The organism is Streptomyces sp. WMMC1477, assembly GCF_027460245.1.
Taxonomy (GTDB): domain Bacteria; phylum Actinomycetota; class Actinomycetes; order Streptomycetales; family Streptomycetaceae; genus Streptomyces.
On record NZ_JAPZBD010000003.1, the window covers coordinates 1,697,015 to 1,710,502 of the forward strand.

The window sequence follows — 13,488 nt, forward strand, 5'->3', positions numbered from 1 at the left end:
CGCGCGGGTACCCCAGAGCAGGGACGCGCGACTCGGCCGACCCTCCGGCCAGGCCCTAGCATGAGGTGCTGGGGGCCGAGCTGACCGAACGGGGCGCTGAAGATCACTATGGGTGAACATCCGAAGCAGGCCGTCCGGCTGAAGCGCCTGCTGCGGGAACTGGCGAAGTTCGGGACGGTCGGGGCCTTCGGCTTCCTGGTCAACGTCGCGGTCTTCAACCTGTGCATCCACACCTTCCAGCTCGCCCCCGTGCGTTCCGGTGTGATCGCGACGGCGGTGGCCGTCGCGACGAACTACCTCGGCAACCGCTACTGGACCTACCAGCACTCCGACAAGCGCCGGATATCGCGGGAGGCCTCGCTGTTCCTGCTGTTCAGCGCGGTGGGGCTGGTGATCGAGAACGGGGCGCTGGCCGTCTCGCACTACGGCTTCGGCTTCACCTCCCCGCTGGCCGACAACGTCGCCAAGTACGGCGTCGGTCTCGGTCTGGGCACGGCGTTCCGGTTCTGGTCCTACCGCGCCTGGGTGTTCCGGGGGCGGGCCTCAGGCCTCGGCCGGGGCGCCGGCGACCTCACGGCTGAGGAACAGCGCGAACACCGGCGGATGCTGCTGTAGCAGCTCCAGGCGGCCGCCGTCGGCCTCCGCGAGGTCGCGGGCGACGGCGAGGCCGAGCCCGGTGGAGTTGTGCCCGCTGACCGTGCGCTCGAAGACGCGGGAGCCCAGCTCCGGATCGACGCCGGGGCCCTCGTCGGTGACCTCCACAACGACCTGGTTCCCGGCGATCCGGGTGCGCAGGGCGACGGTGCCGTCCCCGTGCATGAGGGAGTTCTCGACCAGGGTGGCCAGGACGGTGGCCACGGCTCCGGGAGTGCCGACGGCGCGCAGCCCGGGCTTGCCGGAGTGCACGATGGCCCGGCCGGCGCCGCGGTAGGCGGGCCGCCACTCCTCGACCTGCTGGAGGACGACCTCGTCCAGGTCGAAGCCGACGGCGGACGTGGAGCGGGGGTCGCGGCTGTTGGTGAGGAGCCGCTCGACGACGTCGGTGAGCCGCTCCACCTGGGCGAGGGCGATGGCGGCCTCCTCGCGGACGGTCTCGGGGGCGGCGTCCCCGACGCTGTGGACGATCTCCTCCAGCCGCATCGACAGGGCGGTCAGCGGGGTGCGGAGCTGGTGCGAGGCGTCGGCGGCCAGCCGCCGTTCGGCGGTGAGCATGCGGGCGATGCGCTCGGCGCTGGCGTCCAGCACATCGGCGACGCGGTCCAGCTCGGGGACGCCGTAGCGGCGGTGCCGGGGGCGCGGGTCGCCGGAGCCGAGGCGTTCGGCGGTCTCGGCGAGGTCGGTGAGCGGGGCGGCGACGCGGCGGGCCTGACGGACGGCGAGCAGCACGGCGGCCAGCACCGTCACCAGCGCCACCGCGATGATGATCATAAGGATGCGGCCGATCTCGTCGGTGACGACGCTGCGCGGCTGCTGGACGACGACGGTCTCCCCGGAGCCGCCCTGGGCCCGGCCCTGGATGACGCCGCCCTGGGGGCGTTCCCCGAGGGCGATGGACTCCTGCCCGGGCAGTTCGATCCGCACGTACCGGTCGGCGGGGACGGCGCTGCGCATCGTGTCGGCGGTGACCTGCTCGCCCGCCGCGAGCCGCGCCTCGACGACGGCGACCAGCCGGGCGGCCTCGGAGCTGGTCGTCTCCCGCGCGCTGCGTTCGATGGCCTGGGTCTCGATGACGACCAGGGAGATGCCGAAGACGGCGATGACGACGACCACCACGGCGAGCGTGGAGTTGATCAGGCGGCGGCGCATGGCGGTCTGCGGTCCCGGGGCTAGTTCTTCTCGAACCGGAAGCCGACGCCCCGCACGGTGGAGATGTAGCGCGGGTTGGCGGCGTCGTCCCCGAGCTTCTTGCGCAGCCAGGAGATGTGCATGTCGAGCGTCTTGGTCGACGACCACCAGGTGGTGTCCCAGACCTCGCGCATGAGCTGGTCGCGGGTGACGACGCGGCCCGCGTCCCGGACCAGGACCCGCAGGAGGTCGAACTCCTTCGCGGTGAGCTGGAGTTCCTCCTCGCCGATCCAGGCGCGGTGGGACTCGACGTCGATGCGCACGCCGTGGGTCGTCGTCGGGTGCGGGGACTCGGCGGTGCCGCGGCGCAGCAGGGCCCGGACCCGGGCGAGCAGTTCGGCGAGCCGGAAGGGCTTCGTCACGTAGTCGTCCGCGCCCGCGTCCAGGCCGACGACGGTGTCGACCTCGTCGGCGCGGGCGGTGAGCACGAGCACGGGGAAGCCGAAGCCCTCCGTGCGCAGCCGGCGGCAGACCTCCAGGCCGTCCATGCCGGGCAGACCCAGGTCCAGCACGACGAGGTCGACCTCCCCGTGGAGTCCGGCCTCCAGGGCGCTCGGCCCGTCCTCCCGGACCTCCACCTCGTAGCCCTCCCGGCGCAGGGCCCGGGCGAGCGGCTCGGAGATGGAGGCGTCGTCCTCGGCGAGCAGTACTCGGGTCATGGCCCGATGGTAGTCCCGCCCGGCTGACCTGCGGGCCAGTAGGGGAAAGAGGCGGTCGCACAGCGTGAACCGTCTCTGGTCTAGCCCGCACTATCGAGGGAGGAAACGGTGATGGACCTGGGAAGTGATAGTGAAAGCTGATTTTCCCCTGTGATTCATCCCTCATGGGTCTTCGCATGGCGGTGGGACCTCGCGTAGGGTGAGCGCGCCTCCTCCGTGGGGCCAGGGCCGCCGCGTGCGGCGCCCGGCGCGCAGCGCGCCGGTGCCCCGTGCCGGGACCCTGCCAGGACCGGGAAACGACCAGCCCGGTCCCCTCTCGCGCGGACCGGCGCCACCGGCCCCGCGGCATCCCCCGTACGGGCGCACGCCCCCACCCTTCGGCGCGCGTCGCGACCCACCGGCACCTTCGGCATCGCCGGCGTCGGCATGACCCTCGCCGTCGTCCAGTACGTGCTCGGCGCGCGGCATCTGGGCGAGGTCGGCCGTCACCCGGCCACCCCGGCCACCCCCGAGGAGAAGCGGCGTGTCCTGAACCGGACGCTGCTGTGGAGCGCGGTCGCGGTCGGCGCCCTCGTCCTGGACGTGGCCCTGGGCACGTTCGACATCGAGCACGTCGTCAACGCGCTGGCCGTCCTCGGCATCGTCCTGCCCGTCGGCTACTTCTGGCTGATGTTCCGCAGCCCGAAGCTGACGGCCGAGGACCGGCCGAAGGTCGTCGCCTTCGTGTGGTTCTTCGTCACCGCGGTGCTGTTCTGGATGATCTACGACCAGTCCGGCTCGCTGCTGACGATCTTCGCCGACCAGAAGACGGACCGCGGCATCGGCGGCTGGGAGTTCCCGGCCTCCTGGTTCCAGTCCGTGAACCCGGTCTACGTGATCATCCTGGCGCCCCACTTCGCGGCCCTGTGGGTGCGGCTGGCCCAGCGGAACCGCGAGCCCAGCACGCCGGTCAAGTTCGGCCTGGCCATGCTGCTCGTCGGCGGCTCCTTCGGCCTGATGGGCCTGACGGGCGCCGCTGCCGCCGCCAGCGACACCGGGCAGGTCACGGTGTTCTGGCTGCTGGGCGTCTACCTGGTGCAGACCCTCGGCGAGATGTGCCTCTCCCCGGTGGGCCTCTCCCTGTCCACCAAGCTCGCGCCCAAGCAGTTCGTCAGCCAGATCATGGGCCTGTGGTTCCTCGCGACCGGCAACGCGCTCAACGGCTGGGTGACGCGGCTCAACGAGCCTCTCGGCGACACCCTCTACTACACGATGTGGGCGATCGTCGCGATGGCCGCGGGCCTCGCCTTCACCGCCGGAGCCCGCCGCCTGCGGGCGCTGATGGGCGACGTCGGCTGACCCCCTGAACCCCCCGGGACGGGCCCGGGGAGCCCACGGTGGGTCCGTGCCAAGGGCCTCGCCTTCGGCACGGACCCGCCGTCGCGCGCGGCACCGGCCGTCCCGGCGTAGCACGATGCCCGGCGCGGCGGTGGGGAGGTCGGCGCGAAGGCGCGGAACTGGCATGCGCAGCCCCCGGGGGCGGGTGCCGGGCAGGATCTGGGCGGCCCTCGCCCACACGGCGCGGGCCGCGGACGCGCTGTGGCCGCTCGCGCGGGTGCCCGCGCCCCTGCCGGGGGCGGCTACGGCTGGGCCAGCTCGGCCCAGACCGTCTTGCCCCGGCCATCGGGCGCGTGGACGACGCCCCAGTCGGCGCACAGGCGCTGCACGATGAACATGCCGTGACCGCCGGGGCGGCCGGCCCGGTGCGGGGTACGGGGCTCGGGGCGTCCGTCGCCGCCGTCCACCACCTCCACGCGCACCGACTTCGGGCCGCGCGCCACCCGGACCTCCTGGGGCCCGCCCGCGTGCAGGCAGGCGTTGGTGACCAGCTCCGAGACGACGAGCAGCACGTCCTCGGCCGCGGCCTGGGCGTCCCAGTCGACGGCGGGCAGCCAACCCCAGTCGTTGAGGGCCTCGCGGCTGAAGTCCCGGGCCCGCTGGACGGCCCCGCTGACGCCGAGCAGCCGCAGGCGACGTACCTGCCGCAGCTCGCGCACCTGCCCGGACGGCGTGGCGCAGGCAGCCGGAGCGTTTTCGGGCTCCGGGCCGATCTCGCCCGCCGGAGAGGGCCGGGTGGTGCTCATCAGTCCTTCACCTCACCGGTTCCCGAGTTGGACCTATGCCGCCAGCAGATACAGAGGGTCTCCTGCCCGTCCACTCGGCGGGAACACCCACCGATTCCCCCGGGCTGGTGTGATGCGGATTACGCTTCACCGGACGGACGCCGGGGCAGGGGTTCCGCGCGGTGCTCGGCGTGTCCCCGCGCACCGGTCAGGTGTCGGGCAGCGCCTCCAGTGCGTCGGTCAGCGAGTCGTGGACGGTGAAGACGGCCTTGGCCCCGGTGATCTCGAAGACCCGCGCCACGACGGGGCGCATCGCCGCGAGGTGGACGGCGCCCCCCGCGGCCTCGGCCTCCAGCCGGGCGGCGAGCAGCACGTTGAGCCCGGTGGAGTCGAGGAACTCCAGCTCCGAGCAGTCGACGAGGAGGTGCCTGCACCCCTCTTCAAGGGCTGATTCCAGTGGTGTACGCAACAGTTCGGCGGTGTGGTGATCAAGCTCACCCTCGGGCGTGACGACGGCGGTCTCCCCCGTGCGACGCACGCCGACCGTCAGGCGCCCCCGGTGGCTCGTGCTCCCGGGCATTCCGCGGTCCATGCACACCTCATCTGCGTCTTCATCTGCGTTTTCGCGGCCGGTCGCCCCCCTCGCCGCGCGCTGCTCGACCCCCCGTGATCGCACATTCGAACCCTACGCCTTGACGGCTCCCACGGGTACCGGAACGAAACGTCCTATCGGTACGATCCGGACATATCGCACTTGCCATCCCCGCGCAACACCGGATACCCCTAGAAAAGAACCAGCCAGTACGTCAGCCATGGAGGCGCCGCACCTAGCAGTGCACGTCACGGCCCCGGCAGCCTGATGCCGGTCAACGAGGAGGACAGCATGTCGCCCCAGCTCGACGAGATACACGCCGAGCATCCCCTGAGCGAGGGATCCGAAACCGTCGGCGCCGATGCCGTCGACTCGGACGCCGTCGACTCGGACGCCGTCGATTCCGACCCTGTCGATATCGACGCCGCCCTCGCCGGACTTCCCGAGATCCCCCCCTACGACGAGATCGCGCCACACGACGCGCGGGCCCTGTCCAAGACGCTCTTCGAGCGTCTGGCCTCCGCCGAGGAGGGGACGCACGAGCACGCCTACGTCCGCAACACGCTCGTCGAGCTCAACCTCGCTCTGGTGAAGTTCGCCGCCTCCCGTTTCCGCTCCCGCAGCGAGCCGATGGAGGACATCGTCCAGGTCGGCACCATCGGCCTCATCAAGGCCATCGACCGGTTCGAACCGGACCGGGGCGTGGAGTTCCCGACCTTCGCGATGCCGACGATCATCGGCGAGATCAAGCGGTTCTTCCGTGACACCTCCTGGTCCGTGCGCGTCCCGCGCCGCCTCCAGGAGCTGCGCCTCGACCTGGCCAAGGCGGGTGACGAGCTCGCCCAGAGGCTGGACCGCGCGCCGACCGTCTCCGAGCTGGCCGAGCGGCTGAACCTCTCCCGCGAAGAGGTCGTCGAGGGCATGGCGGCCAGCAACGCCTACACCGCCAGCTCGCTCGACGCCCAGCCGGAGGAGGACGACGCCGAGGGCGCCCTCGCCGACCGCATCGGCTACGAGGACCACGGCCTGGAGGGCATCGAGTACGTCGAGTCCCTGAAGCCGCTGATCGCCGAGCTGCCCTCGCGCGACCGCCGCATCCTCTCGCTGCGCTTCGTGGCCAACATGACGCAGTCGGAGATCGGCGAGGAGCTGGGTATCTCCCAGATGCACGTCTCCCGCCTGCTGTCGCGCACGCTCGGCAAGCTGCGCAAGGGTCTGCTCATCGAGGAGTGACCCGCCGGCGCACCGCGCCGTCCGGCACCCGCGCCCGGGGCCCGTCCGGACGCCCGCCTCCAGGCCGAGGCGAGCGTCCAGGCGGGCCCTCGCCGTGTGCGCGCGCCGAGTTGCGGAGGGTCACACCCGGCGCCGCAGAATGAGGGGACGGTAACCGGAAGCCCGTCGTCCCCAGGAGGTCTCCCGTGGCGTTCAGGTGCGCGATCGGCCGGGCGGTTCCGGCCGCGGTGACGGCCGTACTGGTCATGACGCTCACGACGGCGGCCGGGGCGTCCGGCACGGGCGCGGCGGCGGCCGGAGCGTCACCCGCGGGCCCGGGAGAGGCCGCGGGGGCCCCGGCGGGCCGCACGGGGGCGTCCGGCGAGTCGGTGGGCTCCTGGGCAGCCCCGGTCCCGCGGCAGCCTCCGCCGGCGTCCCAGACGGCTCAGGCGCCGCCCCCCGTGCCGCGCGGGCTCGACGCCCGGGTCGTCGGCCCGGGCACCGTCCTGCTGAGCTGGCTGCCGCCCGCCCCGGCCGAGGGGGCCACGCCCGTCGCGGGTTACCGGATCCACCAGCAGGGCACGGCCACCCCGGTCGCCGAGGTGGGGGCGCGCACGCTCCGGACGGAGATCACCGGGCTGGAGCCCGGCATCGGCTACACCTTCACCGTCCGGGCGGTGAACGCGGCGGGCCACGCCTCGCCGGACTCCCGCCCCGTGGACGTCACACTCCCGGAGTAGGGCCCGGGGCAGCGCCCGGAGCGGGGCACAGCGGAGCCCCGGCCGGGTCCCGGCCCAGATAGGCGACCAGCCGCTCGCCCGGCGGCGCCGAGGCCGGCACCGGACGGGGCGGGGCGAACAGCGGCGCCCGCTCCCCCGCGGCGGGCACCAGCAGCGGCGCCACCCGCAGCAGCCCGGCCGCCAGCGGCGCCGGAACCGGCCGCCCCGGCCGACCCCGGGCGCGGTGGACGTCCCAGCCGTGGACGGCGATCTCCAGGGCGCCCGCGCAGGTCACCGCGCGGGTGGCCACCGGGCACCCGCCCACCGCCACGGCCCGCCGACCCGGATCGGCGGCCGACCAGGCGGCCAGCAGCCCCCCGGCCCGGGCCCGCAGCGCCGGGACGGGGTCGGCGGCCTCCTCCGGTGGCTCGGGAGCCGGGAGGAGCGCGACGGCCCCGTCGTCCACGGCCTCCCGCAGCGCGGTGAGCGACTCGTTCAGATGGCGCAGCAGCGCCCGCAGATCCCACCCCCGGCACGGCGTGGGCCGCTCCAGCTCCGCGTGCGTCACGTCCCGCACCGCACCGAGGGCGAAGCCGATGGCCCGCTCCAACAACTCCGTGCCGTCCGGCCAGGCTGTCACCGGGCCCCCTTGTCCTCGTCCGAGCCGACCTTCTCGGCGGTACAGACGGACGGGGGCCCGGGAACTCATCGGTGCACGACGCGCGCCCCGCCCTGCCAGACGTCCGTCACCAGCGGAACGCCGGGACGGTAGGCGAGGTGGACGTGGCTGGGGGCGTCGAGCAACATCAGGTCGGCGCGGGAGCCCGGGCGCAGCCGTCCGACGTCCTCGCGCCGCAGGGCCGCCGCCCCGCCGACGGTCGCGGACCACACCGCCTCGTCCGGGGTCATGCCCATCTCACGCACCGCGACGGCGATGCAGAACGACATCGAACTGGTGAACGAAGACCCGGGGTTGCAGTCGGTGGACAGGGCGACGGTGACGCCCGCGTCGAGCAGCCGCCGGGCGTCGGGGTACTCCGCGCGGGTGGAGAACTCGCAGCCGGGCAGCAGGGTGGCCACGGTCTCGCCGTCGGCCAGCGCCGCGACGTCGGCGTCCGTCAGATGGGTGCAGTGGTCGGCGGAGGCCGCGCCCAGCTCCACGGCGAGCTGCACGCCGGGCCCGTAGGTCAGCTGGTTGGCGTGGACGCGCGGCTGGAGCCCGCGGGCCATGCCCGCGGTGAGGACGGCCCGCGCCTGGTCCCCGTCGAAGGCCCCGCGCTCGCAGAAGACGTCGACCCAGCGGGCGTGCGGCGCGCAGGCGTCGAGCATGGGCCCGGTGACGAGGTCGACGTACCCGGCCACGTCGTCGGCGTACTCGGGGGCCGCCACGTGGGCGCCGAGATAGGTGACCTCCTCCAGCCGAGCGGCGGCGATCCGCAGCGCCCTGGCCTCCTCCTGCGGCGTGAGCCCGTAGCCGGACTTGGTCTCCAGCGTGGTGGTGCCCTGGCGCAGCGCCTCGCGCACGTACCGGTCGAGGGTGGCGGCCAGCTCGGCGTCGGAGGCCGCCCGGGTGGCGGCGACGGTCGTGCGGATGCCGCCGGCCGTGTAGGCGCGCCCGGACATCCGGGCGTTGAACTCCTCGGTGCGGTCGCCGGCGAAGACGAGGTGCGAGTGGGAGTCCACGAAGCCGGGGAGGCAGGCCCGGCCCCCGGCGTCGTGGGCGGCGTCGGCGGCGGGGGCCCCGGCGTCCGGGCCGACCCAGGCGACGCGCCCGTCTTCGATGAGCACGGCCGCCCGCCGCAGAAGGCCGAGCGGCCCTTCGCCCAGCTCCGGATCGCCCGTGACCAGCGTTCCGATGTCACGGATGAGGGTGGTCGCGGCGGCCATGGGGCTCCTTCACGGGGGTGCGGGGGTGCGGGGGTGCGGGGGTGCGGGGTGCGGGGGTGGCGCGTGCGGCGGGGCGGGTGCGGTGGGTCAGCCGGTCACCGCGGAGACGGCCGCGGCCAGCGCGGCCGCCGTCTCGGGCACCGTCGTGTGGACGCCGTCGCGGACGACGTGCCGCCCGCCGACGACGGTGTGCCGGACGTCCGCGCCGCTCGCCGCGTACACGGCGGTCTCGGCGGCCAGCCGGGGCGGGGGACCGGCCGTGCGGACGCTGTCGAGGGCGACGGTGGTGAAGTCGGCGAGCCGGCCCACCGCGATGCGCCCGGCGTCGGGCCAGCCGAGCGCGTCGTGCCCGGCCTCGGTGGCGGCGTGCAGCAGCCCGGCGGCCGTCCAGTGCCCGCGGGTGCGGGTGCGCAGCCGCTCGTCCAGCTCCATCGCGCGGGCCTCCTCGAAGAGGTCGACGACGGCGTGGCTGTCGCTGCCCAGGGACAGCGGACTGCCGGCCCGCTGGAGGGCGACGGCGGGGCCGATACCGTCGGCCAGGTCCCGTTCGGTCGTGGGGCACATGCACACGCCGGTGGCCGAGCCGCCGAGCGCGGCGATGTCGGCGTCGGTGAGGTGGGTGGCGTGGACGGCGACCGTGCGGGGCCCGAGCACGCCGTGGTCGGCGAGCAGCTCGGTGGGGGTGCGGCCGTGCGCGGTCTGGCAGGCGTCGTTCTCGGCCGGCTGCTCGGACAGGTGGACGTGCAGCGGCAGGTGCCGGTCGGCCGCCCACAGGGCGACGGTCTCCAGCTCCTCGGCGGGCACCGCCCGCACGGAGTGGACGGCCGCCCCCAGGCGGGTGTTGCCGTCGGCCTTCAGCTCGCTCGCCCGCGTGGCCCAGCGCTCGGCGGTGCCGTCGGAGAACCGGCGCTGCGGCGGCGTGGGCGGCTGTCCGAAGCCGGCGGACAGGTAGCAGGTGTCGAGCAGGGTGATGCGGACGCCCGCGTCCGCCGCGGCGGCGGTCAGGGCGTGGCCCATGGCGTTCGGGTCGTCGTAGGGGGTGCCGCCGGGCGCGTGGTGCAGGTAGTGGAACTCGCCGACGCAGGTGATCCCGGCCAGCGCCATCTCCGCGTAGGCCGCCCGGGCGAGCGCGTAGTAGGTGTCGGGGGTGAGGCGTTCGGCGACGCGGTACATCTGCTCGCGCCAGGTCCAGAAGTCGCCGCCGCCGGCCTGGACGAAGCCGCGCAGGGCCCGGTGGAAGGCGTGACTGTGGGCGTTGGCCAGGCCCGGCAGGGTGAGGCCGCGGAGCGCCTCGGCGCCGGGCGGCGGGGCGGGCACGCCGTCGCGGACGGCGCTGACGTGGCCGTCCGCCACGTCCACGGCCACACCCGAGGCCACCCGGCCGTCCAGCCAGACGTGTTCGGTCCAGTAGGTCACCGGCACGCGAGGTCCTCCAGTACGTCGGCGAGGGCGTCGACCCCGGCGTGGCAGTCGTCCTCGGTGGCCTGCTCGGCCGGGGAGTGCGAGACGCCGGTGGGGTTGCGCACGAACAGCATGGCGGTGGGGACGGTGTCGGCCAGGATTCCGGCGTCGTGTCCCGCCCCGGTGGGCAGGACGGGCACGCCGTCGAGCCGCGCGGCGATGCGGTCGCGCAGGTCGTGCGCGAACTCCACCACGGGGGTGAAGGACTCGCGGGTGACGCCCACCCGGACGCCGTCGCCGCGGCCGTGCTCGACCGCCGCCCGCTCGATGGCGGTGACGACGGCGTCGAGCGTCGCCTCGTCGGCGGCCCGCGAGTCCAGCCAGCCGCGGACGCGGGAGGCGATGGCGTTGACGCCGTTCGGGTCCACCGCGACCTTGCCGAACGTGGCGAGCGCCCCGGCCGCCTCCGCCTCCGCACGGGCGGCGAGGACGGTGCGGGCGTAGGTGAGCATCGGGTCGCGGCGGTCGACGATGCGGGTGGTGCCCGCGTGGTTGGCCTCCCCGTGGAAGTCGAACCGCCAGCGCCCGTGCGGCCAGATGGCGGAGGCGACGCCGACGGGGTGCGGGGTGTCGGCCAGCGCCCGGCCCTGCTCGACGTGCAGCTCGACGAAGGCGCCGACGCGTGCCAGCCGGTCCGGGTCCGGCCCGAGGGCCTCGGGGTCCTGCCCGGCCCGCTCCATGGCCTGCGCGAGGGTGACGCCGTCGGCGTCCCGCAGTGCGCGCGCGGCCTCGGCGCCGAGCTTGCCGGAGCTGAGCCGGGAGCCGGTGCAGGCGACGCCGAACCGCGCGCCCTCCTCGTCGCCGAAGTTCACCACGGCGAGGGGACGGTCGAACTCCCGTCCCCGGGAGCGCAGCTCGTCCAGGGCGGCGAACGCGGAGACGACGCCGAGCGGCCCGTCGAACGCGCCGCCGTCGGGCACCGAGTCCAGGTGGGAGCCGGTGACGACGGCGTCCCCGGCGGCCGGGTCGCCCAGCCAGGCCCACTGGTTGCCGTTGCGGTCCGTCTCGCAGGCCAGCCCGCGCGCCGCCGCCTGGTCGTGGAACCAGGCACGGCAGTCAGTGTCGGCCGGGGTCCAGGCGTAGCGGCGGTAGCCGCCGGTCTCGGCGCTGCGGCCGATGCCCGCGAGGTCCCGCCACATCTCCAGGAAGGTCACGCCCGCTGCCCCTCGCCCTCGGAACCCCGGCGCTCGGCGCTCCCGGCGCCCTCGCGCATGGGGACGCGGACGGCGCGCTCGGCGGCGACCTCGTCCGCCCGCTCGTACCCGGCGTCCACGTGCCGGATGACGCCCATGCCCGGGTCGTTGGTGAGGACGCGCCGGATCTTCTCCCCGGCCAGCGGGGTGCCGTCGGCCACCGTGACCTGCCCGGCGTGGATCGATCGGCCCATGCCGACGCCACCGCCGTGGTGGACGGAGACCCAGGACGCCCCGGAGGCGACGTTGACCATGGCGTTGAGCAGCGGCCAGTCGGCGATGGCGTCGGAGCCGTCGAGCATGGACTCCGTCTCGCGGTAGGGGGAGGCGACCGAGCCGCAGTCCAGGTGGTCGCGGCCGATGGCGACGGGTGCGGACAGCTCGCCGCTCGCCACCATGTCGTTGAACCGCTCGCCCGCGCGGTCGCGTTCGCCGTAGCCGAGCCAGCAGATGCGGGCGGGCAGGCCCTGGAAGTGCACCCGCTCCCCGGCCATCCTGATCCAGCGGGCCAGCGACTCGTTCTCCGGGAAGAGGTCGAGGATGGCGCGGTCGGTGGCGTGGATGTCCTTCGGGTCGCCGCTGAGGGCGGCCCAGCGGAACGGGCCCTTGCCCTCGCAGAACAGCGGGCGGATGTAGGCGGGGACGAAGCCGGGGAACTCGAAGGCCCGGCCGTACCCGGCCAGCTGGGCCTCGCCGCGGATGGAGTTGCCGTAGTCGAAGACCTCCGCTCCCGCGTCCATGAAGCCGACCATCGCCTCGACGTGCCTGGCCATCGACTCCCGGGCCCGCGCGGTGAAGTCGGCGGGCTTCTCGGCGGCGTAGGACGCCATGTCCGCGAGGTCCACGCCGAGGGGGAGGTAGGCCAGCGGATCGTGGGCGCTGGTCTGGTCGGTGACGATGTCGATGGGGGCGCCCATGGCGAGCAGTCGCGGCACGAGGTCGGCGGCGTTGCCCAGCACGCCGATCGACAGCGGCTTGCGCTGGTCGCGGGCGGCGGTGGCCAGCTCCAGGGCGTGGTCGAGCGAGTCGGCCCGCACGTCGAGGTAGCGGTGCTCGATGCGGCGGTCGATGGCGCGCGGGTCGCAGTCGACGCACAGGGCGACGCCGTCGTTCATGGTCACGGCGAGCGGCTGGGCGCCGCCCATGCCGCCGAGCCCGGCGGTGAGCGTGATCGTCCCCGCGAGCGTGCCGCCGAAGCGCTTGGCGGCGACGGCGGCGAAGGTCTCGTAGGTGCCCTGGAGGATGCCCTGGGTGCCGATGTAGATCCAGGAGCCGGCGGTCATCTGGCCGTACATGGTGAGGCCGAGCTGCTCCAGGCGCCGGAACTCCTCCCAGTTGGCCCAGTCCCCGACGAGGTTGGAGTTGGCGAGGAGGACGCGCGGGGCCCACTCGTGCGTCGTCATGACGCCGACGGGGCGGCCGGACTGGACGAGCATCGTCTCGTCGGCCTTGAGCGTGCGCAGGGTGCGGACCATGGCGTCGAAGGAGCGCCAGTCCCGCGCGGCCTTGCCGGTGCCGCCGTAGACGACGAGCTGGTCGGGGTGCTCCGCGACCTCGGGGTCGAGGTTGTTCTGGAGCATCCGCAGGGCGGCCTCCTGCTGCCAGCCGAGCGTGGTGAGCTCGCTCCCCCGGGGTGCGCGCACCGTGCGCGGTCCACTCTGCCCTGCCTGTGCTGCCATGAGCCCCTGCCTCCCGGACGCCGGTGTGTGCCGCTTGAACGGATCGAAGTATTCACACACTCTACGAACTGAATATAACTAGTCAACACCGCCGGCGCCCCGGCACGGCGCACCGGGCCCCGGCATGACGACGTCGCCC

At 74.3% G+C, this 13,488-nt stretch carries 12 protein-coding genes and 1 pseudogene; 4 read left to right on the top strand and 9 right to left on the bottom strand.

Translation table 11 applies throughout. The features are described from left to right. Positions 1–108 precede the first annotated feature (108 nt). Positions 109–615: a GtrA family protein gene (locus O7609_RS07745; RefSeq protein WP_269734216.1), complete on the top strand. Its 507-nt coding sequence runs from the start codon at positions 109–111 to the stop codon at positions 613–615. Here O7609_RS07745 and O7609_RS07750 read toward each other — a convergent pair. Further along, positions 544–1,806: an ATP-binding protein gene (locus O7609_RS07750; RefSeq protein ID WP_269734217.1), complete on the bottom strand. Its 1,263-nt coding sequence runs from the start codon at positions 1,804–1,806 to the stop codon at positions 544–546. The genes O7609_RS07745 and O7609_RS07750 overlap by 72 nt on opposite strands. 20 nt (positions 1,807–1,826) lie before the next feature. Next, positions 1,827–2,504 carry a response regulator transcription factor gene (locus tag O7609_RS07755; protein WP_269734218.1) on the bottom strand — a complete coding sequence of 226 codons (678 nt, stop codon included), beginning with the start codon at positions 2,502–2,504 and terminating at the stop codon, positions 1,827–1,829. 405 nt (positions 2,505–2,909) lie between these two features. Between O7609_RS07755 and O7609_RS07760 the strand changes: the two are divergent. Beyond that, positions 2,910–3,842, top strand: a pseudogene (locus tag O7609_RS07760) (peptide MFS transporter); the annotation flags it as partial. A gap of 281 nt (positions 3,843–4,123) precedes the next feature. Here O7609_RS07760 and O7609_RS07765 read toward each other — a convergent pair. Continuing rightward, positions 4,124–4,627: an ATP-binding protein gene (locus tag O7609_RS07765; protein ID WP_269734219.1), complete on the bottom strand. Its 504-nt coding sequence runs from the start codon at positions 4,625–4,627 to the stop codon at positions 4,124–4,126. Positions 4,628–4,814: 187 nt separating this feature from the next. Continuing rightward, complete coding sequence (locus O7609_RS07770) at positions 4,815–5,198, bottom strand: STAS domain-containing protein (protein ID WP_269734220.1); 384 nt, start codon at positions 5,196–5,198, stop codon at positions 4,815–4,817. Positions 5,199–5,489: 291 nt separating this feature from the next. Between O7609_RS07770 and O7609_RS07775 the strand changes: the two genes are divergently transcribed. Both O7609_RS07775 and O7609_RS07780 read left to right on the top strand, forming a co-directional pair. After that, positions 5,490–6,431 (top strand): RNA polymerase sigma factor SigF, encoded by a 942-nt coding sequence (locus O7609_RS07775; protein ID WP_269743303.1) that lies wholly within the window; start codon positions 5,490–5,492, stop codon positions 6,429–6,431. A 185-nt stretch (positions 6,432–6,616) separates the two neighbouring features. Then, positions 6,617–7,150: a fibronectin type III domain-containing protein gene (locus O7609_RS07780; RefSeq protein WP_269743304.1), complete on the top strand. Its 534-nt coding sequence runs from the start codon at positions 6,617–6,619 to the stop codon at positions 7,148–7,150. Here O7609_RS07780 and O7609_RS07785 read toward each other — a convergent pair. The 5 genes from O7609_RS07785 to hutU all read right to left on the bottom strand — a co-directional run bounded on the left by O7609_RS07785 (position 7,134) and on the right by hutU (position 13,349). Continuing rightward, positions 7,134–7,769 (bottom strand): TIGR03086 family metal-binding protein, encoded by a 636-nt coding sequence (locus tag O7609_RS07785; protein WP_269743305.1) that lies wholly within the window; start codon positions 7,767–7,769, stop codon positions 7,134–7,136. The genes O7609_RS07780 and O7609_RS07785 overlap by 17 nt on opposite strands. A gap of 65 nt (positions 7,770–7,834) precedes the next feature. Next, positions 7,835–9,016, bottom strand: a complete 1,182-nt coding sequence (hutI, locus tag O7609_RS07790) for an imidazolonepropionase (protein ID WP_269743306.1) — start codon at positions 9,014–9,016, stop codon at positions 7,835–7,837. Between the two features lie 87 nt (positions 9,017–9,103). After that, positions 9,104–10,438: a formimidoylglutamate deiminase gene (locus O7609_RS07795; RefSeq protein WP_269743307.1), complete on the bottom strand. Its 1,335-nt coding sequence runs from the start codon at positions 10,436–10,438 to the stop codon at positions 9,104–9,106. Further along, entirely contained in the window at positions 10,429–11,616 is a 1,188-nt protein-coding gene (locus tag O7609_RS07800) for an allantoate amidohydrolase (protein WP_269744325.1), read from the bottom strand. Before O7609_RS07800 ends, O7609_RS07795 begins: the two co-directional genes overlap by 10 nt. An 11-nt stretch (positions 11,617–11,627) precedes the next feature. Then, positions 11,628–13,349, bottom strand: a complete 1,722-nt coding sequence (gene hutU / locus O7609_RS07805; RefSeq protein WP_269734226.1) for a urocanate hydratase — start codon at positions 13,347–13,349, stop codon at positions 11,628–11,630. Between the last annotated feature and the right edge of the window lie 139 nt (positions 13,350–13,488).